The organism is Kribbella jejuensis, assembly GCF_006715085.1.
GTDB lineage: Bacteria > Actinomycetota > Actinomycetes > Propionibacteriales > Kribbellaceae > Kribbella > Kribbella jejuensis.
In genome coordinates this window covers 572176-594446 of record NZ_VFMM01000004.1, presented here as the reverse complement: position 1 = coordinate 594446, position 22271 = coordinate 572176, and the positions used below count along the sequence as shown (strand labels likewise).

Below are 22271 nucleotides of genomic sequence, written 5' to 3'. Positions count from 1 at the left end.
CGGCCGGCCGCCGGCGTGGCGGGGGTTGGTGGGTTGTTCTCGGCGGGGTTTTCGTTGGGTGGGGTGGTCATGTCAGGGGGAGGGTTCGGCCGGCGATGGTCCAGAGGACTTGGGTGGAGGACAGGGAGATGGTGGTGTTGAGGCGGCCCATCAGGTCGCGGAACAGGCGGGTGCCGGGGTCGGCGGGGACGATTCCGGAGCCGACATCGTTGCTGACGGCAACCACACGGCGGGGCGTCGAGGCCCAGGCATCAGCCAGCCGGACGATCTCCTGCTCGAGCAGGTCGACAGCCGTCGGTTGACGCTCGGCCGGGTCGGCCGGGTCGGCCGGGTTGGCCGCACCCGTGGGGTCCGCCGGGCCTGTGGGGTCCGCCGGGCCTGTGGGGTCCGCCGGGTCCGTGGGGTTCGCCAGGCCCGTGGGATCTGTGGGGGCCGTGGGGATGGGGTGGGAGAGGTTATCCCAGACGTTGAGGGTGTCCATGGTGCGGGAGAGCCAGAGGGTTAGGCAGTCGATCAGGAGGGGTGGGCCGGGGGACTGCAGGAGGGGGATCAGGTCGATGGTTTCGGCCAGGCTCCAGGTGGGTGGGCGGCGGGCTCGGTGCTTGGCGATGCGGGCGGCCCATTCGGGGCTGCCGGCGTCGTCGCCGCCGGTGGCGACGTATACGACGTCCGGTACATCGGCCAGTAGCCGTTCGGCCGCGATCGACTTGCCGGAGCGGGCGCCGCCCAGCACCAACGTACGGTCAGGCATCCGTCCTCCTGGGTTCGAAGACCACCGGCGCCTCGAACGCCGCCTTGCGGGCGGTACGCCGGAATGCGTTGAGAATCGGCCGTCCGAGCACCAGTACCAGCACCGCGCAGAGGATCCCGCGCGGAATGTCCCACCCGAGCGAGGTCGCGATCACGAACAGGAAGTACCGGTGCAGGTTGTCGGCCAGCGAGTCACCCGGCACGAACGAGAAGTCGCTCCCGAACGTCGCGTACGGCCAGAACCAGAGGTTCATGATCACGCCGTACAGCACCCCGGACACCAGCGAGTACGCCGCCAGCAGCAGCAGCTCGAGCCGCCCGCCGGCCCGTGGCAGCAACCCGGCCAGGCAACCGACCCACGCGCAGGCGAACATCTGGAACGGCATCCACGGCCCGACCCCGCCGCTGATCAGCGCCCCGCCGAGCAGCGACACCGCCCCGAGGACGAACCCGAACCCGGCGCCGAACGCCCGCCCTGCCAGCACCAGCAGGAAGAACCCGGGCTCGAGTCCCGCCGTACCAGGGCCCAACGCCCGCAGTGCCGCACCGACCGCGGCGAGCATGCCGACGAGCGAGATCACCTTCGCGTCGATGCCGGCCTCGGAGAGCTCCGCAAGTACGACGGCCACCAGCAGCGGGAGCAGCAACACGAAGAGCCACGGAGCGTCGGTGGTGTGCCCGATCGCCGACTCGCCTGCTTGCGACGTCTGGAAGAAGAGCGGCCAGGCGAAGGCGAGCACACCGACGAGAGAGGCGACGAACAACGCGACGGTGCTGCGAGGCTTGAGCCGGATGAGGTTCATGAGGCTCGGTCCAGGGCGTCGGCAACCTCGCCGACGGTTAGGAACGGTAGCGGTGCCAGGATCTTCGCGACCTGGGGTGCGAACGCCGGCGATCCGGCGATCACCTCGGCGGTCGGGCCGTCGCTGACCAGTTCACCCTCGGCGAGCACCATCACCCGGGTGGCGACCTCGGCCACCATCTCCACGTCGTGCGTCGACAGCACCACCGCGTGTCCCGCGGCGGCGAGCTCGCCCAGTATTGCCACCAGCCGCCGCTTGGCGCCGTAGTCCAGTCCGCGCGTCGGCTCGTCCAGCAACAGGAGCGGCGGCGCTCCACACAGTACGACGGCCAGCGCCAGGCACAGCCGTTGTCCCTCGGACAGGTCCCGCGGGTGCATGTCCAATGCCACGTCAGGCGCGAGCCGTTCTAACAGCGCTCGGCAGCTACCAGCGGGCACCTTGAAGTCCGAGTCGGCGCTAGAGCACTCGTCCGCGACCGTAGCGGCGTACAGGAGGTCTGCGGGCTCCTGCGGTACCAGTCCGACGGCCTTGACGAGCTGCTTCGGTTTGGTGCGGTGAGGGTCGGTACCAGCGGCAACCGCCGTACCGGAGCGGACCGGGACGATGCCGACCAATGCGTTGAGCAGCGTGGATTTGCCCGCGCCGTTGCGACCCATCAGCGCGACCACCTCGCCGGCCCTGACGCTGATGGAAACGCCACGCAGTGCAGTGACGGTGCCGTAGCTCACCACCAGGTCCTTGCAGTGGGCAAGCTCCGGTCCGAGCTGTCCAACACCACGCGGAGGGGGAGGAGAGTCCAGCTGCTTTCGCAACGTCACAGCCGCCCGCCGTGCGTCTCGCACGGACAGCGGAAGCGGTGACCAGCCAGCCAGTCGTCCGAGCTCCACGACAGGTGGTGCGACCGGTGCCGTCACCATGCGCTCGGCAGGCAGCCCAGTCGACACAGCAGCAGCTCCGCCCGGTACTTCGATCACACGGTCGGCGTACTGGATCACCCTCTCCAGCCGGTGCTCAGCCATCACCACCGTGACACCCAGGTCGTGCACCAGCCGCTGCAGCGCGGCCAGCACCTCCTCGGCCGCCTGAGGATCGAGCGCCGACGTCGGCTCGTCCAGTACGAGTACGGCGGGATGCGACGTCAGCGCCGCACCGATCGCGGTCCGTTGCCGCTGACCGCCCGACAACGACGTGAGCGCCCGGTCGCGTACGTCGGCCAGCCCGAGCAGGTCGAGCGTCTCCTCGACGCGCCGGCGCATCACGTCCGGCGGCACGCCGAGCGACTCCATGCTGTACGCGAGCTCGTCCTCGACCGTGTCGGTGACGAACCCGGCCATCGGGTCCTGCCCGACCATCCCGACCACGTCGGCAAGATCCCGCGGCCGGTACGCCCGGGTGTCCCGCCCGTCCACCAGCACCCGTCCGGCGAGCGCGCCGCCGGTGAAGTGCGGCACCAAGCCGTTGATTGCCCGGAGCAACGTCGACTTACCGGACCCGGTCCGCCCGATCACCAGCGCGAGCTCACCTTCCGGCACGGTGAAGCTCACGTCCTGCAGGGCGGGCGCACGCGCTCCGTCGTACGTCACGGTCACCTGGTCGAACTCGATCATGCGGCGCCCTTCTTGAGCGGTGGTGCGGCCAGCGCGGGCACCAGTCCGACCAGTACGCCGACCACTGGCAACACCGGCACCGGTGGAATCACCAACGGACCGGCCAGGAGCAGACCGTCCACGCCACGGACCGCCGCGGTCACCATGGCGCCTGCAGCAACAGCACCGGCCGCTACGACCAGCCACTCGGGCAGGGCCCACGGGTCGGGTCGGTAGCGCGTCCGGCTGACCCGCTGACGTCCCACTACCATCGCAGCGACTGCCAGGAGTACACCGATCGCCAGCGTGGCCGCGGCCAGTGGGAACGCCATGGAGTCCGTCAGCAACGCGTAGACACCGAGCAGGATCCCCAGCAGACCGAGCAGCACGCACAGCGCTGTGAGCCGACGCTGGCTCCGAGGAGCTTGCGCCGTGCGCCCGTATCCACGGGAGTCCATCGCAGCGGCCAGCTCCACCGACCTGTCCAGTGCACCTTCGAGAACCGGCATGGCCGTCGTACGGAAGCCGGCGCGAGTACGGCCGCGGAGGCGGCGAGCGGCCCGGATACGGCGGCCGTCCGTGACCAGCTGTGGCGCGAAGGTCAGCGCCACGACACAGGCGACGCCCATCTCGTACAGGGCCCCGGGCAACGACTTCAGCAACCGGCGTGGGCTCGCCAGCGCATTGGCCGCGCCGACGCAGCACAGCATGACGGCCAGTTGACCACCGTCGTACAGAGCCGTCACCAGAGCCTCTGCGGTCACTTGGCCGCCAAGCTTCACGCCGGCAGCCCAGTCAGGCAACGGGATCTGCGGCAGTGTGAACAGCACCGTGTTGCCCTGCGAGCGGGTGGACAGCAAGGCCTGCAGGACAACGCGGATCCCGATGACGAGCAGACCGAGCTTCAAGAACGCCGTGAAGCTGTGCGCCCAGGGCGCGTCGCTCCGGCGGGCAGCCACGACGAACCCCGTCACAGCGAGGATGAGGACCAGCAGGATCGGGTTGCGCGTCCGGCTGGCCGCAACAGCCATGCAGAGCGCCCACAACCACCAGGCCCCCGGGTGCAGCGCCCGGGGGAGTGTGAGGTGGTGTACGGCGCGCATCTACTTGGTCGCGGTACGCCGACGGGTCAGGTAGAACCCGCCGCCGGCCAGGAGGACGACCACGATCATCGCGATGATGATGCCGGTCCACGGCGTACCACTCTTGTCCGGCGCCGCCGGAGCGGGCGCGGAGGAACCGACGGCCGCCTTGATCTGCAGTGTGACCGGGGGGTCGGTGGCCGGGACCTTGATGTTCTTCACCTGGTCGCCGCAGCCCTTGGCCGGGTACCCCGCGATGCCGCAGGTCAGGCCCTTCTCGATCCGTACCGGACCGGTCGCGGCCAGGATCTGCGCGCCGGTCGACTTCGGGTCGGTCACCACGCAGGTCCCGCTGGCCTGCCCCGGGGTCTCACCGGCGACCGCGTCCTCCGGTGTCCCCGGGTCGACCACCAACGCCACCCGCTTCTTCCCGGTCTCCGCCGGGGTCTTGCCGCAGATCGCGTCGAAGTCGCCGGCAGCCCGCGGGACCCGCGGCTTCGCGCCGCCCAGGGCGAATCGCCAGCCCTCCACCGCCCCGTCCGGCGGGACGTAGGCGTCAGCGCCCTTCTGCGAGAAGGCCCACTGGCCGTTGGTCCACTGGTAGTAGCCCCAGAAGCGGTAGCCGTCCTCGGCCCTGGCGCTGGTTGCAACGGTCCCAGCCAGCAGGAGACCCGCCAGCAGGCTGAGGACCAGTCGTAAGGTCCGGCGATGTGCAGTCATTGTGGTTCCTCGGTCGGGCCGCAGCCCGGTGGAGGAGGTCCCGCCTGCACCGGCAGGGTAGGGGCTCCACCCGCGGGCCACGGCGGGTAGTTGAGCCTGACCGCCTGCGTCACAGTGTTCCGGCTCGCCACCAGGAGCGGTGGCCTACGGTTGCGGGTCAGCGCCGGACTCGGACCGGCTTCCCTGTGACACAGGCGTGTGGTTCGACCGAACTCTACTCTGCTGCCGACAAACTCATCGGCCCGTACACCTCACGGCCGTCCTCCAGCAGGTACACCTGACCGACGCCGCGGTCGGCCAGGTCCCGCCAGACCTCGCCCAGCCAGCTCTCCGCGTCGCCCTGGGCGGAGAAGTCCGCGCCGCCGACCTCGCCCGGGTCGACCAGTGCACCGGTAGCGGTCTCGAACCGCCAGGTCCAGCTCACGAGTTCGGCCGCTTCTGCGGGGCGTTCTGCGCGGTCTTCGCCGGGTCGCTCTCGACGATGTGGCCGAGCACCTCGTCGATCCGCTTCAGCAGGTCGTCCTCGAGCTTCACGCCGGAGGCCTTGACGTTCTCGGTGACCTGCTCGGGCCGGGAGGCACCGATGATCGCGGAGGCGACGTTCTGGTTCTGCAGCACCCAGGCGATCGCCAGCTGCGACAGCGACAGGTCGACCTCGTCGGCGAGCGGCTTGAGCTCCTGGACCCGGGTCAGTACGTCGTCGGTGAGGAACCGCTTGATGAAGTTCGACCCCGCCGCGTCGGTGGCCCGGGAGCCCTCCGGCGGCTGCTGGCCGGGCAGGTACTTGCCGGTGAGCACACCCTGTGCGATCGGCGAGAACACCACCTGGCTGATCCCGAGCTCCTCCGAGGTCGGGACCACCTCGGCCTCGATCACCCGCCAGAGCATGCTGTACTGCGGCTGGTTCGAGACGAACGGGATGCGCAGCTCGCGGGCCAGCCGGTGGCCCTCCTGGAGCTGCTCCGCGGTCCACTCCGACACGCCGATGTAGAGCGCCTTGCCCTGCCGGACGACGTCGGCGAACGCCTCCATCGTCTCCTCGAGCGGCGTCTCGGTGTCGTACCGGTGCGCCTGGTACAGGTCGACGTAGTCGGTGCCGAGCCGCTTCAGCGAGCCGTTGATCGACTCGTGGATGTGCTTGCGGGACAGGCCGGTGTCGTTCGGTCCGCCGGGGCCGGTCGGCCAGTACACCTTGGTGAAGATCTCCAGTGACTCGCGGCGCTCGCCGGCCAGCGCCTCACCGAGCACCGACTCGGCCTTGGTGTTGGCGTAGGTGTCGGCGGTGTCGAACGTCGTGATGCCGGCGTCCAGGGCCGCCCGCACGCAGGCCTTGGCCTGCTCGTTCTCCACCTGGGACCCGTGCGTGAGCCAGTTCCCGTACGAGATCTCACTGACCTTCAGACCGCTGTTGCCGAGATAGCGAAAGTCCATACCCCGACCCTACTGCCTCGGTCAGGACGGTTTCTCGCCACGCTTGACCATCGGCTTCGGCAGCCGCCAGCGGCGCATCTGCATGGTCCGCCGGACCGCGTAGAAGCCGATGCCCTTGGTGGACTCCTTCGGGAACTTGATCCCGATCTGCTTCTTCAGTCCCTGCGTGAGCAGGAACCAGTCCGCCGCGATCAGCAGGATCATCAGCAGGAACAGCAGGTTCACCATCCCGGCCAGCCACGGGAACTGCGGCGAGAACACCACGCCGACCAGCGACACCACGAGCAGGATCGGCAGCGCGAACTCCATCACCGAGTAGCGGGCGTCCACGTAGTCGCGGGCGAACCGCCGGACCGGGCCCTTGTCGGCGGCCGGCAGGTACCGGTCGTCGCCGGTCTGCATGGCCTGCTGCATCTTGGCCCGCTCGGTCCGCATCTTCTCCCGCCGGATCGAGGAGGCCTCCTTGCGGTTGCGCGGCTTCTTGAACGCCGCCTTCCGGGCCGCCTCCGCCTCCTTGCGGCTCGGCGTGGGACGGCCCTTGCCGCCCGGCTTGCCCTGGGGCTCGGCAGGTACGGTGGTAGCTGTCTCAGACTTGGTACGACGGAACACGGGGTCAGAACCTCATTCGCAAGGGCAGGTCGCGAGTCGGGGTGGTCCCCGGACCTTCCGACTACTTTATCGGGGCCTGTCCCGATGGTGTGGTGACCCGGTGGCACATAGGGTGGAAGGCACGCACGCCGGGTCGTCAGTCCGGCACAGAAGGGGTACGGATATCGATGAGCATCTTCAAGCGGATGTCGACGATCTTCAAGGCCAAGGCGAACTCCGCCCTGGACAAGGCCGAGGATCCTCGCGAAACCCTTGACTACTCGTATCAGAAGCAGCTCGAGCTGCTCCAGAAGGTCCGCCGGGGCGTGGCCGACGTGGCCACCAGCCGTAAGCGGGTGGAGCTGCAGGCCTCCCAGCTGCAGTCGCAGTCGGCCAAGCTCCAGGAGCAGGCGCAGAAGGCGCTCTCGATGGGCCGCGAGGACCTGGCCCGGGAGGCCCTGACCCGCAAGTCCGGGCTGCAGGGCCAGATCGACGACCTGCAGACCCAGCACGCGCAGCTGCAGGGTGAGGAGGAGAAGCTCACGCTCGCCTCCCAGCGGCTGCAGGCCAAGGTCGAGTCCTTCCGGACCCGCAAGGAGACCATCAAGGCCACCTACACCGCGGCCGAGGCGCAGACCCGGATCAACGAGGCGTTCTCCGGCATCTCCGAGGAGATGTCCGACGTCGGCCTCGCGGTCCAGCGGGCCGAGGACAAGACCCAGCAGATGCAGGCCCGGGCCGGCGCGATCGACGAGCTGCTCGCCTCCGGCGCGCTCGACGACGCCTCCGGTACCAGCAAGGACAACATCACGCTCGAGCTCGAGCGGATGTCGTCGGGTTCCGACGTGGAGAGCGAGCTGGCCGCGATGAAGGCCCAGCTGTCCGGGGGCAGCGCGCCCAAGGAGCTCTCCGGTGAGGGCCAGCAGACCGCCCAGCAGCCCGCCCAGCCAGTGCAGCAGCCGGCCACCCAACCAGCCGCCCAACCTGCCTCAGAGCCGGCGCGACCTCAGGACGGAGATGTTCGGTGATCGTTCGCATCATGGGTGAGGGCCAGTGGCGACTGGCCGACGACAAGGTCGACGCGCTGAACGCGGTCGACGGCGACCTGGAGAAGGCCGTGTCGTCCGGCGACGAGGCGGCCTACCAGACCGCCTTCGCCGCTCTGCTGGACTTCGTCCGTTCCGGCGAGAAGGTGCCGGACGACGAGCTGCACGACTCCGACGCGATCCTGCCCCCGTCGGACAGCTCGCTCGCGGAGATGCGCGAACTGATCAGCGGCGACGGCCTGATCGCCGGCTGAGGCAGAGCCGACCTGGGCGGTGCCGACTGACGCTTGACCGATCGGTGCCCCGACCCGGCAACTGATCACTTGAAGTAGTCGTTTGAGACCCCTGGGAATCCGGAAACGGGTTCCCGGGGTCTCGGCATTTTCGGAACCTGGCAGTCGCATTGCCCGCAGGTAAACACTCGCGTCCGGTGCTGTCTTCTGCCGCGGCCACGTAGTACTCTCTGGTTCACGTCGTTGTGGGGGCGACGTTGGACGAGGTCCGTGACGGGGAGTGGGTTGGTCACGGGTTTCGCTTCTCACCTGTGGGGGGTGACTGTGCGTGACTGAATTCGTCATGTCCGAGGGGTTGGCCGATCCGGCTGACTTACGGCCGGCGCCGTCGGGGGAGCGTCGTCGGCCGGTCTGGGTGGTACCGGACGAAGTACCGGCGATCGTGCCGCGATCGGCACGGTCCACCGAGGCGCGCTGGGTCGCGAAGTACCGGTGGGCCGCGCTCGCCGGCGACCTGGGAGCCGCGCTGTTCGGTGTGTCGCTGGCGCTGCTGGTCCGGTTCGGGGCCCAGATCGACCTCGGCTACGTTCTGCTGGGCGCGGCGTTGCCGGTCGCCTGGCTGGTCTGTGTGGCGCTGGAGCGGGGTTATGAGACCCGCTACTTCGGCACCGGGCCGGAGGAGTTCCGATCGATCATCCGGGCCGCTGTCGCGCTGACAGCGGTGGTCGCCGTGACGTCGTACGCGACGAAGAGCCAGGTTGCGCGTGGCTTTGTCGTCCTGGCGGTGCCGATGACCTGTCTGGCGGCGATGTTCGCCCGCTGGCTGCTGCACCGGCAGATCTCCAAGCGGCGGTTCCTGAACCGCTGCATGCGCCAGGTGCTCGTTGTCGGCCGCAACGACCAGGTGACCACCTTGCGGCGGCACCTGGAGGAGCGCAAGACCGACGGGTACGTCGTGGTGGCGAGCTGTCTGCCGCGCGGTGACGCCTTCGAGGAGCCGGAACCGGAGCGGCTGGGCCGTGCCGAGATGGACATCCTCAAAGCCGTCGACGAGTGGGAGGTCGACGTCGTCGCGGTGGCCGCCGACCCGGAGCTCACCGGGCACTCGCTGCGCAAGCTGTCCTGGGCGCTCGAACAGCGCGGCGTCGAGCTGATCGTGTCGCCGGGCATCGTCGAGGTGGCCGGCCCGCGGATCTCGATCCGTCCGGTCGCCGGGCTGTCGCTGCTGCATCTGGAGCGGCCGTCGGTGAGCGGTGGACCGCACGTGCTGAAGAACGTCTTCGACCGGGTCGTCGGCTGCCTGATGTTGCTGGCGCTGGCGCCGTTGCTGCTGGTCACGGCGATCGTCGTGAAGCTCACCAGCCGCGGACCGGTGCTGTTCAAGCAGACCCGGGTCGGGCGTGGCGGCGAGCAGTTCAAGATGCTGAAGTTCCGCACGATGGTGGTCGACGCCGAGGAACGCAAGGCCGAGCTGCACGCGCTGAACGAGGGCAACGGCATCCTGTTCAAACTCCGCGACGACCCGCGGATCACCAAGGTCGGCAAGTACCTGCGCCGGTTCTCGATCGACGAACTGCCGCAGCTGGTGAACGTGCTCCGGGGGGACATGTCACTGGTCGGCCCGCGTCCGCCGCTTCCGGCCGAGGTGGCGCAGTACCAGATCGACGACGCCCGCCGGATGCTCGTGAAACCAGGGCTGACCGGCCTGTGGCAGGTCAGCGGTCGCAGTGACCTGACCTGGGAGGAGTCGATGCGGCTCGACCTGCGGTACGCCGACAACTGGTCGATCGCGCTGGACCTGCTGATTCTGTGGAAGACCGCGCGTGCCGTGCTGGGGAGCGACGGCGCGTACTAGGCGGGTTCGCAGTACCGAAAATGCTGTGCATTCCCGAGGGGGGAATTCGTGACCGTAGTAATGGAGAGGTCGGCCACCGACCGGTCCGACGCCGCGACGCTGGTGATCCAGGCGGCGGCCGGGGACCAGGGGGCGTGGAGCCGGTTGGTCGACCACTATGCCCGGCTCGTCTGGGCCGTGACCCGCAGCTTCCGCCTGACCGACAGCGACGCCGCTGACGTCTCGCAGATGGTCTGGCTGCGGCTGCTCGAACACATCAACCGCGTCGACCCCGAGCGGGTCGGCGCCTGGCTGGTCGTCACCACACGCCGGGAATGCCTGCGGGTGCTGGCGTTCCGCAAGCGCGTGCTGCTGACCTACGAGTCGACCGCGTTCGAGGAGGTGGCCGGTGACCAGCCCGAGCTGGACGCCGACCTGCTGGCCGGCGAACGCGCGGACGACGTCCGGCGGGCGCTGGAGAGCCTGCCGGACCGCTGGCAGCAACTCCTCGGCATGTTGATGGCCGACCCGCCGGCGCCGTACGCCGAGATCTCCGCGACGATCGGCATCCCGATCGGCAGCATCGGGCCGATCCGCGGCCGCTGCCTGGACAAACTCAGACTGCTGCTTGCCTCCTGAGGCAGCAGGCCACCCGGTCCGGACCGCCACCAGGGATCACAAGATGATCCAGGCGGTCCGGACCGGTCGTTGGGTACCACCGGGCCACCGCAACAGGAAGCTGACCAGCCGGTTGGCCTCGTCCCCGCGGGACTCCACCACCACGGGCGCGGCCGGCGACACCCGCAGCTCCACGCCTTCCGGCGTGCGCTGGACGTCGAGCGTGACGCCGTGCCCGGCGAAGCGCAGCCGGCGTACCCCGGCGGCTCCGGGGGTGTCGATCAGGCTGTCGAAGACCAGGTCGAGGACGTCGAGGTCCCGCTCGTGCCGGCCGAACGCGGCGTACCCGACCGAGCGGAGCAGTGCGATCTGCTCGCCGGCGGCCCGCTCCGGAGGCACAGTCGTCATCGTGGTCAGCGCTCCCCGTTGACCTTGATCACGCTGTCCTGGTCCTGCCCGTACGGGGCGCCCTGCCAGGCGGCCCAGTTCACCGCATTGCCCTGCTCGTGCACCATGAACTTCCACGGGCCGCTGTAGGTGTTGGAGAAGAACCGGTTGCCCTGGTGGAACGTGATCGAGTCCTCGACGGTACGGGCCTTGTACGGCGACCACTCCGGGAACGTGCCCCAGTTCGAGAAGATGCCGTTGTAGCCACAGCCGCTCCGCGAAGCGCACTTGTCGCCGAGATTGTCCGGGTCCAGGCTGAACACGTTGTCGTGCACGCGGACGTTCTGGGTCCGCCAGCGGCAGTCACCGACGTACGGCTCGTTCTTGATGTTCTGGGCGTTGCAGCTCGCGTTGTTGACCACGGATGGGTTCACCAGCGTGCTGGAACCGCTGCTGGTGTTGGCGGCGGACCCGGCGAACCGGTCCGCGTTCTCCCACAGGATCACGCCGGCCCAGTTGTCGGTGAAGACGTTGCCGCTGACCTCGAAGGTCTGGTTGAACATGCCGGGCACCCGCTTGTCGGCGCCGGACTCGGAGATGTACAGCGCCGGGGTCGGGAATCCGGTGTTGGTCGGGCCCTTGCCGATCCCGTTCCGGATGAACGTGTTGCCGCGGATCGAGGCGTTGTAGCTGATCTCGTAGACGATGCCCTCGGCGTAGTTGCCGGCGATGTAGTTGCCCTCGATCGCGAACGCGGTGTTGTTGGTGTCCGCCCACATCCCGGCGCCGCGGTTGTCGTGGATCCAGTTGCCGCGCACGATCGCTCCGCTGACCGCCCAGAACTTCCCGCCGCCGGTGCAGCCGCAGCCGGGCCGGACGGTCTCCCAGTCGTCGGTGTTGTTGCCGGTGATCTCGTTGCCCTGGAGCGTGATGCTCGCGACCCGCTGCGGGCTGTACGCGTTGAACCCGTACTGCCCGTTGTCCTTGAGGCAGTTACCGCGGAGCACGTTCTTGCTGCCGAGCATCACGCCGGCGCCCGCGTTGTGCTGGATCGTGTTGGCCTCGACGGTCCAGCCGGTGCCGGAGTCGTGGTTCACCACACCCTCGTCGTTGTTGCCACGGACCTTCCCGAAGTTCTGGATGGTCAGGTGGCTGATCACGACGTCCTTGGCGTACCCGGTGAACGCGTAGCGGTTCCGGTTGGCGCCGTCGAGGATGGCGCCGGGCGCGCCGATGTAGTGATTGCCGTCCTTCGGGACGACCTGGACGAACTCGTCGTTGGTCAGCCGGTGCCGACCGGGCGACAGCCAGAACGTCGTACCGGCAGGGGATTGCGCAGTCAGTGTCGACAGGTTCTGCGACGTACTGACGACGACCGCGCCGGCCGGCGCCTGTGCCGGTCCGGTCAGGAGTTTGGTGTTCCCGCAGACCTTGGCCGGGGGCGTGACCGGTGCCTTGACCGCTGCCACCGTGGCGGATGCGCCCGGCGGCGCCGGCTTCGCCTTGTGGGCCGGATCGCCGTCCGCGACCAGCACAGCCGTCGTGGAGAGCCCGCCGACGAGCAGGAGGATGCCGCCGGCAACGAGGTTGCGTCGTCGGCGGTACCACGCGGCCGGAGGGCCGTTCGGGGCGCGCTGTTCCATGGTGTTCCTTCGGGGGTCTTCCTTCGGGGGCCTGGCGAGGTGCTACGGGGTGGGCACCGGGTTCGCCACCGCGAACCGGTAGATGTCGAGCAGTTGCCGCAGGTTGCGTTGCGGGTCGTGCCGGTTCTCGTACGTCGACCGCGCGTTCCGGCCGAGTTCGGCGTACCGGTCGGGGGCGGTGTCGACGTCGAGCAGCAGCTTGGCCAGCTCGTCCGGGCGGCGCGGATCGAACAGGGCGCCGTCGACGCCGTCGGTGACGAGTTCCGGGAACGACCCGTGGCTCGAGGCGAGCAGCGGCACGCCGACGGCCATCGCCTCGACCACCACCAGCCCGAACGTCTCCTCCCACTCCGACGGCAGCACGACGGCCCGCGACTCGCGCATCAGCTCGAACACGTCGGGTTTGCGCATCAGACCGCGCAGGTCGACCGACGGCCGGTCGGCGGCCCAGGCGGTCACCTCGTCGAGCAGCGGGCCGCCACCCGCGATGACGAGTCGGAGCGCGTCGTCGCCGGCGATCTCGCGGTACGCGTCCCAGCCCTTCATCAGCAGCGGCGCGCCCTTGGCCGCGTCGAGCCGGCCGACGTACGTGACCTGGCGTTTCGGTGTCCCGCCCAGCGGTCCGTCGTACGGCACGTAGTTGTAACGAACGAAGCTGCGGTCCTGGTCGAAATCCATGCCGGCCAGCAGCTTCCGTTGTGATTCCGAGATGAACAGGTACGCCGAGACGAGGTTGCGCCACGTACGACGATGGGACCTCGTGTTGAGCACCGTCGTCGCCGTGGCGAGCTTGGAGCCGCGGTAGCAGCCGTGTTTGACCGCAGGCACGGGGCTACCGCCTGCACAGTCGTGGCAGACCGCACCGTCACGGTAGAAGTCACCGCTCGCGCACAGGAGCTTGTAGTTGTGCAGTGTGATCACTACGGGCACCTTGGCCTCGCGGCAGGCGTAGACCACGGCGGGGCTCAGCACGGGGAAGGTGTTGTGGATGTGCACCACGTCCGGTCGGAAGGCGCGCAGCGTGACGGCCAGATCGCGTTTGCTGGCAGGGTTCCACACCACCCGGGCCGGCAGCGTGGCCTTCTTCCAGGCCGGCCAGTCCTCGAGCTCGTCGCTGTGCCGTTCGAAGAGGCCGACGTCGTGGCCGAGTGCTGTGAGTGCTTCACGTTCCTGGTCGACGACCCGGTTCTCACCGCTCGGTGCAGTCGAGCGGTACCTGTTGTGCACCAGCAGGATCCTCATTCGACACCCTCCTGCGGTGGACGGGAGTACACGAGCGAAGCGGCAAGCGTGAGTTCGAGCAGGTACGGCGATGCCTCGCTCAGGCCGCTCTCGGTGAACGAGGCGACGACGCAGTACGCGACGATGAAGAGGGCTACCGCACGGCGTGGTCCCTGGGGTGTGAACCAGGCGCCCACGAAGACGAACAGCACCATCGCGATACAGAACGAGACGCCGAGCACGCCGGTGTCGTAGTACGTACCGAGCCAGTTGCTGTCGATCGGCAGGCCGTTGAACGACTTGTTGGACAGCCCGAAGCCGAACAGGGTCTGCCAGGTCGTGCGCTGTTGCGCGATGATCGCGTCCCAGACGAACGTGCGTCCGGTCAGAGCGGTCACCTGCTCGGTGTCCTGGCCGCGGGCGAGCCACGTCGTCACCAGCGAGCCCGCGGTGAGTGCACCGACCGAGAAGACTCCGATGCCGATCGCGAAGAACTTGCGGACCCGGGAGCGCGCGGTGAACAGGCTGAGACCTGCGACCACCGAACCGACGAGAAGGGCGATCAGTGCCGTGCGCGTGTGGGTAAGGAGGAGCACCGGGACTGCTGTGAGCACACTGGCGAGCGCGGCGTTGCGTTTGAGTAGCCCTGCCATCCACAGGACGACCGTGAGTCCAGCAGCCATTGCCGCGTAGTGCCCGGTCTGCGTGGGCGGGATCGGCCAGACCATCCCGACGAGCCTGCCGTCCGGCCTCGACGCACCGGGCGCGATCAGGAAGCCGAACACCACCGAGCCGACGATGAACCACAGCACGATCAGATGCGTCCGTACCAGCAGCAGATCCTTGCGGGTCCACCACGGTGTGAGCAGCCACAGTACGACGACGAACAGGAACAGACGGGTCGACCGGTACAGCGCACTGATCAGGAACTCCGACCGGAGGCTCGCCATGACCGCCTCGGTGACGAGCAGGCTGGCCAGGAAGATGTAGACACTCGGCCGGACCCGGGCCGGCCGGTTGACCGTCAGCACCAGCAGCAGGGCCAGCGGCAACGCGCCCTGCGCGATCAGCTTGCCGACGATCCCGGGGAACGGGATCAGTTGCAATGAGCCCGGGAAGTACGTCATCACGTTCATCACCAGCAGCGCCCAGACCAGCTGGACCCGCCGGCGCCGGCGGCGCTCCGGGGAGACCTCGCGGAACCCGGGCTTCGGCCCGAGCCGCGTCCGGATCGCGGTAACAGTGCTCATCGCGCGAACATCTCGAGGTCGGCGGTCGTGGTCGAGGCCTCCGCGTCCGCGACCCCCACGCCTTCGTCGGTCCGGTCCGCGTTCAGTACGATCGCGGAATCGATGTCGAGGCCGGCCAGCCGCAGCATCTCGCCGGTCGCCCGGACCTTGGCCGACGTCGACTTGCCCGCCGTCACCACCACGGCCGCACGCGACGCCCAGCTGCCGAGGTGGTCGGCGCCGATCGCCGGCGACAGCGTGGCGAGCGTCAGCACCAGGTCCGCGACGTCCCAGGCCGCGTCGAGCTGGACGTCGGCCGAACCGCTCGGCCGGTTGTTCTCACCGAGCCGCAGGTAGCAGCCCTCAGGCGGCAGCCCGTCCGGGTCCGGGACGAAGACGTCGATCCGCCGGCCGGCCTCGCTGAACTGCGACTCCCGGGTGCCGAGCTCCTTGACGCCCAGCCGGTGCGCGAGCGCGCCGGTCCCGGTCAGGTCCGCGACCAGGACGTGCTTGCCCTCGTCGGCCAGCGCCACCGCGAGCGACGCGACCGCGAGCGCACATGCCGGTACGTCGTCCACGCTGATCACGGCCAGCGCCGGAGTCGGCCGCTTCGACCAGACGATCCGCTGACCGAGGTGCTGCGACAGCAACCGGATCTCCGGGTGCCGCGACTGTGACGGGCGGAGCGCATTGGCGAACGGCAACAAGCTGCGCGGCGGACGTCCCGTGCTGAGCCGCACCCGCGCACCCAGCGCGTTCGACACGTCCTGCCGTTTCCACAGCCGGTCCGAGAGCAACGCCCGGACGACGATGAACCCGATGCCGAGGAACAGCCCGGCGATGAGTCCGGTACCGGCCTTGATCGCCAGCACGCGCTTGGCGTGGACGAGCACCGGGGACGGCGTGTCGAGCAACCGGCTGGCGTTCATCTTCGAGGCCCGGGTGGTCTGGTCGAGCAGCTGCTGCTGGACGAACCGGAACTTGTCGCCGGCCGCGTTGAACCGCGCGACCTCCGGGCTGTTCGGGTGCTGCGGGTTGTTCGGGTCGTCGCCGGCGGCAACGACCGCCTGCCGGGCCAGGGTCAGGTCGTTCTGTGCCGCGGTCAGGTCCTTGCGCAGCGGGCCCTCGTCGAGGCCGATCTGCTCGCGCCGGAAGATCAGGTAGGTCTGGGCGAGGATCGTGGCCAGCTTTGTGGCCTGGTCGTCGGTCTTCGCCTGCGCCTGGATCTGCAGCACGCGATCGGTCAGCATCGTCGCGGTGTACTCGCCGAGCAGTTCGTCCGGGGTCTCGGGCAGGCCGAGCAGCGCGATCGTGCGCTCCGCCACGGTCCGGCTGGTGGCCAGGCTGATCTCGGTCGCCATCGCCTTCACCGGGTCGTCGCCCTCGCGGGTGGTGACCAGCAACCGGGCCGCCGCCTGGTGCGGCGCGGGCAGCAGGAAGTACGTCGCCAGGCCGCCGGTGAACCCGATCACCGCGAGCACGATCCAGATCCGCATGTGCCGCACCACGGCGTCGCGCAGGTACCGCAGCGTGACGAGTCCCTCCGGCGGATGCGCGGTCGACCGGTCGTCGGCGAACAGGCCGTCGTCGTCCTCGGCCCAACCGGCGATCGTGCCGGGCTGCTCGGAGATCTGCTGGTTCGTCATCGGGTCCGCCTTGCCGTGCCGGTGAGAAGCGTCGGGAGCCGCGAGCTGGAGCGGCGCTGCGCCTGCGCGACCCGGCCGATCGTGCGGTCGAACGGATCCGGATCGGTGACCACCAGGCCGTCGATCGTGCGGTCGTCGGCGGCGGTCGCGACCGCCAGCCGGGCCAGTTCCTCGGCGGTCACGGTGCCGGCCGAGAGCGCGATGATGGTGCGGGTGGTGTGTTCGGTGTGGTCCAGGTGCGGTGCGTCGCGGTCGACGAGCACCAGGTGGATCTCCAGCGCGACCTGACCGGACGGCTTCTCGTGGTGCTGGTCGATCACCAGCGACGTCGAGATCCCGACCGTACCGGCGAACGCCGCGAGCTGCGGGCCGAGCGGCCGGGCCTTGTTGTCGTCCGCGAACGAGAGCACGGTCAGCGAGACCTGCTGCCCGGTCTTCGCGTCCAGCGCAAGGTTGTGCAGAACCTTGCGGAGCGCCCAGGCGTCGACCGCGGTCGGCGAGTAGTGCTCCAGCAGGTTCGCCCAGTCGGACGGATCGGTCGCCTGGTACGACGAGACCGAGGCGAGCACCGGGAGGCCGACGGCGTCGGCGATCTCGTCGCGCAACCGCAGCCGGCGATCGCCGCGCGCCCTGGCGAGCACCAGGATCGCACCGGCGATGGCGCCGAGGATCGCGCCCAGGCCGCCGTAGATGCCCATGTGGACGAGCATGCTGCCGCCGTGCGCGTTGACTGCCTCCTCGAGGATCCGGGCGCCGGTGCGTTTGCCCAGGTCACCGGGCAGTTTCTGGTCGGTCGTGATGAAGACCAGGTAGACCTCCGCGACCGCGTTGGCCAGCTGGGTGGCCTGCTTGGCCGACGTACCCTTCGCGTCGATGCGGATGACGTCCTCGGTGACGGCGGTCGCCTTCACCCGGGTCCGCGTCACCTCGGTGGTCAGCGTCGGCGTGACGTTCTGGCCGGCGCTTCGCAGGACCGGTCCGCTCTCCGCGATGTACACCTGGGTGTCGATGCTCTGCGTCTTCGTCGACGCACCGGAGGCGGACTCCGGCGGCGGCGGGAGGACGACGAGCGCCGAGGCGCTGTACATCGGCGGCTGCAGCAACGCGTAGCCGATCCCCGCCAGCAGACCGACGGCGGCGACCGCGGCCACCAGCAGCCGATGCCGGCGAATGGCTTGCCACGACTTCTTCACGTCCAACTGCTGCGCGCTCACAGGCCCCCTCCAGGATCCGTCTGCACTAATAGAGGGTCGGACCCTGGTGCTGATACACCCGTTAGAAGCGGAAGATGCTGGTAGCCGGTGTGTCAGCAGTTATCGTTCCGTCGCCGACGAGCGTCGTAGTCGGGACTTTGTGGCCGAATCGCGGTGAGTACCAGCCCAGCAACGGATCGTCGCTGCCGTGGTACGTCGTCCACTTGAGGTTGGTGGGCAGCTCGACGGATGCCGAGCCGGTCGGCCAGTGCAGACGGCCGGTCGCCAGGTCGATCTCTACTTCCGGGCCCAGGTGCCAGGCGATTCTTACGTCGGCGGTCGCGTCCAGGTGATCCTCCACGCGGAGCACGCCGTTCTCGAGTTCCGCCGTACGTCTATGGGTCACGGGGGCATAGCCGTCGTGTTCGGCTTCCCAGGTGCTGGGGGAGTGCCGCAGTACCTTGCCGGTCGCGCCGCGCAGCCAGAGGAACGCACCGCCCCAGGTTGACTGTTCGGTGCGAGCTACTTCGACTGTGTTGTGGGCGATCGTGGAGCGGAAGTAGTTCCGCCACTCCTCTTCACCGTGGTAGCAGTACGTGCCGGGGTCCGCCAGGATGTCCACACCGTCGGCGCGTACCTCGAGGGAGAGCGCATCGGAGTGTGCGTGCGCTGCAATGGAGAGGAAGCCGTGCGGACCGGCGTCTGCACGGCACCAGACGGTCTTGTCCCGAAGAATGGTCAGACCGGCGTCGCTGAAGTGACCTGGCCGTTCAGCAGGACGGTCCCCTTGCTGACCGTTCACCAGCGAGCCGACGATGACCGAGGTCGCCGTCGGTGGACTGTCTGGCCACCACGGTGCTTTGCCTACAACAGCAGCGCCGAGAGAGAGGTACGCCGACCAGCTGCTCGCGTCCGGTGGATCCAGTACCAGGACCATGCCCTCGTCGTCGTCACCCTGGCGTGGTGGACGTAGCCGGCTGTCGACGATCGCTGCGGCCACGTCGACGGTGCGGGTCAGTAGCGACCACGTGTCCTGACTCAGTGGGTGGCCGGCGTTGTCTGCTTCGAGTGCGGCGTACAGGCCGAGCTCCGAGACGAAGCGGTGGTAGTCCGTCGCGAGCTCACGGTTGACGCCGGATGGGAACGTGTTGGCGGCCAGCTCCTTCTCCAGTAGGGCTGCGGCGTTCGCGCGCCAGCGGTCGCTCTTGCTGAACCAGGGAAATGCGCACGCGCCGACGAGCTGTCCGGCCGCTTCCGCGATCACATGGTTGTTCGCAGAGGAGCCGTGGCTCTGGAACGCGGCCAGGTAACGCTGGTGCCAGTACAGCTGCTGCAGCGCGAGTTCGTTGTGCTCGAAGAGGCTGGTGATCTCGGGCCAGTCGTTGAGCAGCCGGCGGATCCAGGTCCAGCTGATCAGCCGCAGGCCGACCTCGATACCGCTCGCCCAGTGCACACCGGAAAGGAACGGGTTGGAACGCCACCAGTCGTTGAGGTGCTCGGCCACGCGTTCGGCGTACCGGTCGTCGTGGGTCAGGTACCACGCGGCGGACAGCTGGGTGAGGTGGTGGTGCCGGGACAGCTCCCACACCTGCTTGATGTTCCCGACCGCCTGTTCGTTGCGGTGGTTCAGCTTGAACACGTACTGCGCCGGGTCCGAGCGGCGGCCGGTGACCGGGTCGCGGAACCAGTCCGGTGCACGCAGGTCGGTCCGGTCGACGCCCAGTACTTCGAGGTTGCCGGCCAGGATCGCGTCGGCTTGCTCGATGACTGCCTTGCGGGCTTCCTCCGGTACGGCACAGGCGGTCTGCGGGGCGAGCGTCGTACGGAAGGTTCGCTCGCCGCGGAGTGGGAGGGTCGGCTGTGCGTCCTGCCCGGGCCTGACCTGCTGGTAGGCCCAGGCAGTACGCCGTCCGGCATCGCTGGTGCGCTGGATGAGTTCGGTGGGGGACATCCGGCGCAGGCGGCGGACGTACCAGCCCAAGGGCTGGCGGGTCACACGACTTCCGGTTTGCCGGAGGCCAGGCTGCGGTCCACTGCGATGGTGGCGCGGGTGGTGGCGACCAGTTGCTCGAACGGGATCGGCATCGGGCCGCCGGACTTCACGGCGGCGACGAAGCGCTCGAGTTCGGTGCGCTGGCCCTTGTCGGTACTGCGGGACTTGCGGGTAGCAGGCTTGCGCCCGGTCCAGACCGACGCTGCCTGGAAGTTGTCGAACCGGGCGTTGCGGCCGCCGCCGGTGATGTCGATAGTCTCCTTCGGGAACCGCGCGTTGCCGCCGCCGACGTACGCGATCGTGCCGACGGAGCCGTTGGCGAACCGGAGCGTGACGAGGACGTCGCCGGTGTCCGGGCCGGGTACGGCGTACACCTCGGTCGGGAGGCTGTTCAGCCACCAGGTGAGCGTGTCGATGAAGTGACCGCCCTCACCGGCGAACCGGCTGCCTTCCTTGCCGGCGTCGAGGTACCAGCTGGTGGAGTCGAGCTTGCCGGCGTTCACCAGGTACCTCACCGAGCTGTTGCCGCCCGGGGTGCCGAAGCGGTGCTTCAGGTCGGTCAGCAGCGGCGCGAACCGGCGGTTGAACCCGACCATCAGCCGGTCGTTGCCGGTGGCATCCACCGTGGCGACGATCCGGTCCAGCTCGTCGTCGGTCAGAGCCAGCGGTTTCTCGACGAAGACAGCCTTCCCGGTCTCCAGCGCACGGCAGGCCAGCTCCGCATGCGAACTGTGCCGAGTCACCACGAACACCGCATCCAGACTCTCGTCTGCGAGCACCTCGTCCGCGTTGGTCGACACCGCCTCGAACCCGAACCGCCGCTGAGCATTAGCTGCCGACAAACTCTTGTTGGTAGCAACCCGCCCCAGCACCGCGCGCTCATCCTTCTGCAGCTGCGGCAGAAGCATGCTGGACGCGTAGTTCCCCGCTCCCACAAACCCCACCCGCACGACGCCGGCGGGAGCCGGCCGACCGGCCGGCTCCCGCCGGCGGCTGTTTGTAAGACCCGCGCTGTCTCGCAGGTCCGGAGTGGCCTCGGGGCCCGCGGCGGCCCCCGGCCGCTCGTCTGCTCCGACCGCTCCCGCCGCGCTCTCCACTCCGACGTCCGCCGCGCGGAGCGCGGCGCCTTCTTCTTCTTTTGGGTACTCGAAGAGGAAGCCGACGCCTGGGTAGGTGCCGGTGCTGAGCTTTTGGTAGACGTCGGTGGCGTCGGCGATGGGGAAGGTGTTGGCGATGAGGGAGCCTACGTCGATCTGTTCGCGGGCGATCAGGTCGACGAAGCAGGCGAGGTTGCGGCGTTCGGTCCAGCGGACGTAGCCGGCCGGGTAGTCGATGCCCTGCAGTTCGTACCGGTCGTCGTACCGCCCCGGACCGTACGACCGGGAGAACCGGACGTCCAGTTCCTTGTCGTAGTACGCGTTCCACGGCAGGTCGAGCTTCGTCTTGCCGATGTCGACGACCCGGGCCCGGTCGCGGGCCAGCCGGGCCGCGGTCTCCACCGGTCCGTTGGAATGCCCACCGGCGGCCAGCAGGATGTGGTCCGCGCCCAGTCCGTTCGATGCCTGCAGCAACGACCGCTCGAGGGCGTCGATGTCGTCGGGGGAGGAGCAGGCGAGCGCGCCGGCCTTCTCCGCCATCCGGCAGCGGTCGGCGACGGTGTCGATCCCCCACACCCGGACGCCCGCCGCGACCAGCAGCCGGACGACGAGCTGCCCGACCAGCCCGAGCCCGATCACGACCGCGGTGTCACCCAGCTGGACCTCGGCCTGCCGCACACCCTGCATCGCGATCGCACCAACGGTGGAGAACGCGGCCTGCTCGGCCGGCACTCCGTCCGGCACCGGTACGCACAGGTTCAACGGCACCCAGTTGTACTCCGCGTGCAACGCGTACTCGTTCCCCGCGGCGGCCACGAGCTGCCCGACACTGAACTCCTCGGCGCCGGCGCCGACCTCGACCACCACACCACACAGCGAGTACCCGAGCGGGGTGTACGAGTCGAGCTTGTTCATCACCTTCTTGTACGTGCTCATCACACCCTGCTGCGCAACGGTGTCGAGCACCTTGCGGACCTGGTCCGGGCGCGCCTTCGCCTTGCCGACCAGCGACAGCTTGGCCTCGCCGACCTTCATCAGCTCGGTCCCGGTGGAGATCAGCGAGTACAGCGAACGCACCAGCACCCCACCCGGCGCACAACCCGGCGGGGGTACGTCGAGCACCGCCAGCTCGCCGGACTTGTAGTTCTGGGCAACCTGCTTCATAGCCGTC

At 68.9% G+C, this 22271-nt stretch carries 20 protein-coding genes; 4 read left to right on the top strand and 16 right to left on the bottom strand.

From position 1 onward, the window contains the following. Nucleotides 1-67 precede the first annotated feature (67 nt). From FB475_RS35550 to FB475_RS35515, 8 genes are all read right to left on the bottom strand, one after another. Nucleotides 68-751, bottom strand: a complete 684-nt coding sequence (locus FB475_RS35550; RefSeq protein WP_141862747.1) for a bifunctional adenosylcobinamide kinase/adenosylcobinamide-phosphate guanylyltransferase — start codon at nucleotides 749-751, stop codon at nucleotides 68-70. Further along, complete coding sequence (locus tag FB475_RS35545) at nucleotides 744-1553, bottom strand: ECF transporter S component (protein WP_141862745.1); 810 nt, start codon at nucleotides 1551-1553, stop codon at nucleotides 744-746. The genes FB475_RS35550 and FB475_RS35545 overlap by 8 nt, the downstream gene beginning before the upstream one ends. Next, complete coding sequence (locus FB475_RS35540) at nucleotides 1550-3160, bottom strand: ABC transporter ATP-binding protein (protein ID WP_141862743.1); 1611 nt, start codon at nucleotides 3158-3160, stop codon at nucleotides 1550-1552. The genes FB475_RS35545 and FB475_RS35540 overlap by 4 nt, the downstream gene beginning before the upstream one ends. After that, complete coding sequence (locus tag FB475_RS35535) at nucleotides 3157-4242, bottom strand: CbiQ family ECF transporter T component (RefSeq protein ID WP_141862741.1); 1086 nt, start codon at nucleotides 4240-4242, stop codon at nucleotides 3157-3159. Before FB475_RS35535 ends, FB475_RS35540 begins: the two co-directional genes overlap by 4 nt. Next, nucleotides 4243-4941, bottom strand: coding sequence for an SCO2322 family protein (locus tag FB475_RS35530; RefSeq protein WP_141862739.1), 699 nt, complete (start codon nucleotides 4939-4941; stop codon nucleotides 4243-4245). It lies immediately after the preceding gene. Nucleotides 4942-5155: 214 nt separating this feature from the next. Next, nucleotides 5156-5365, bottom strand: coding sequence for a hypothetical protein (locus tag FB475_RS35525; protein WP_141862737.1), 210 nt, complete (start codon nucleotides 5363-5365; stop codon nucleotides 5156-5158). Further along, on the bottom strand, nucleotides 5362-6372 hold the full coding sequence (locus FB475_RS35520) for an aldo/keto reductase family protein (RefSeq protein ID WP_141862736.1): 1011 nt from the start codon (nucleotides 6370-6372) through the stop codon (nucleotides 5362-5364). The genes FB475_RS35525 and FB475_RS35520 overlap by 4 nt, the downstream gene beginning before the upstream one ends. A gap of 21 nt (nucleotides 6373-6393) precedes the next feature. Then, entirely contained in the window at nucleotides 6394-6981 is a 588-nt protein-coding gene (locus tag FB475_RS35515; protein ID WP_141862734.1) for a DUF3043 domain-containing protein, read from the bottom strand. A gap of 167 nt (nucleotides 6982-7148) precedes the next feature. Between FB475_RS35515 and FB475_RS35510 the strand changes: the two genes are divergently transcribed. From FB475_RS35510 to FB475_RS35495, 4 genes are all read left to right on the top strand, one after another. Continuing rightward, the gene (locus FB475_RS35510) at nucleotides 7149-7988 is read left to right on the top strand and encodes a PspA/IM30 family protein (RefSeq protein WP_141862732.1); all 840 of its coding nucleotides are present in this window, start codon (nucleotides 7149-7151) and stop codon (nucleotides 7986-7988) included. Further along, the gene (gene pspAA, locus FB475_RS35505) at nucleotides 7985-8260 is read left to right on the top strand and encodes a PspA-associated protein PspAA (RefSeq protein ID WP_141862729.1); all 276 of its coding nucleotides are present in this window, start codon (nucleotides 7985-7987) and stop codon (nucleotides 8258-8260) included. The genes FB475_RS35510 and pspAA overlap by 4 nt, the downstream gene beginning before the upstream one ends. Nucleotides 8261-8567: 307 nt before the next feature. After that, nucleotides 8568-10094 carry a sugar transferase gene (locus FB475_RS35500; RefSeq protein ID WP_238332641.1) on the top strand — a complete coding sequence of 509 codons (1527 nt, stop codon included), beginning with the start codon at nucleotides 8568-8570 and terminating at the stop codon, nucleotides 10092-10094. Nucleotides 10095-10142: 48 nt separating this feature from the next. Next, a complete protein-coding gene (locus tag FB475_RS35495; protein ID WP_202878693.1) occupies nucleotides 10143-10712 on the top strand; it encodes an RNA polymerase sigma factor in 570 nt (189 codons plus the stop codon). 36 nt (nucleotides 10713-10748) lie between these two features. Here the strand turns inward: FB475_RS35495 and FB475_RS35490 are convergent, their stop codons facing one another. The 8 genes from FB475_RS35490 to FB475_RS35455 form a co-directional block, all read right to left on the bottom strand. After that, entirely contained in the window at nucleotides 10749-11099 is a 351-nt protein-coding gene (locus FB475_RS35490; RefSeq protein ID WP_141862727.1) for a hypothetical protein, read from the bottom strand. A gap of 5 nt (nucleotides 11100-11104) precedes the next feature. Then, entirely contained in the window at nucleotides 11105-12721 is a 1617-nt protein-coding gene (locus tag FB475_RS35485) for a right-handed parallel beta-helix repeat-containing protein (RefSeq protein ID WP_141862725.1), read from the bottom strand. A 42-nt stretch (nucleotides 12722-12763) separates the two neighbouring features. Continuing rightward, nucleotides 12764-13963, bottom strand: a complete 1200-nt coding sequence (locus FB475_RS35480) for a glycosyltransferase (protein WP_141862723.1) — start codon at nucleotides 13961-13963, stop codon at nucleotides 12764-12766. Then, complete coding sequence (locus FB475_RS35475) at nucleotides 13960-15192, bottom strand: O-antigen ligase family protein (protein ID WP_141862721.1); 1233 nt, start codon at nucleotides 15190-15192, stop codon at nucleotides 13960-13962. The genes FB475_RS35480 and FB475_RS35475 overlap by 4 nt, the downstream gene beginning before the upstream one ends. After that, nucleotides 15189-16817 (bottom strand): YveK family protein, encoded by a 1629-nt coding sequence (locus FB475_RS35470; RefSeq protein WP_141862719.1) that lies wholly within the window; start codon nucleotides 16815-16817, stop codon nucleotides 15189-15191. Before FB475_RS35470 ends, FB475_RS35475 begins: the two co-directional genes overlap by 4 nt. Then, nucleotides 16814-18031 carry a Wzz/FepE/Etk N-terminal domain-containing protein gene (locus FB475_RS35465; protein ID WP_185759583.1) on the bottom strand — a complete coding sequence of 406 codons (1218 nt, stop codon included), beginning with the start codon at nucleotides 18029-18031 and terminating at the stop codon, nucleotides 16814-16816. Before FB475_RS35465 ends, FB475_RS35470 begins: the two co-directional genes overlap by 4 nt. 61 nt (nucleotides 18032-18092) lie before the next feature. After that, entirely contained in the window at nucleotides 18093-20006 is a 1914-nt protein-coding gene (locus tag FB475_RS35460; RefSeq protein WP_202878692.1) for a heparinase II/III family protein, read from the bottom strand. Further along, nucleotides 20003-22264: a bi-domain-containing oxidoreductase gene (locus tag FB475_RS35455; RefSeq protein WP_141862716.1), complete on the bottom strand. Its 2262-nt coding sequence runs from the start codon at nucleotides 22262-22264 to the stop codon at nucleotides 20003-20005. The genes FB475_RS35460 and FB475_RS35455 overlap by 4 nt, the downstream gene beginning before the upstream one ends. Nucleotides 22265-22271: the final 7 nt, after the last annotated feature.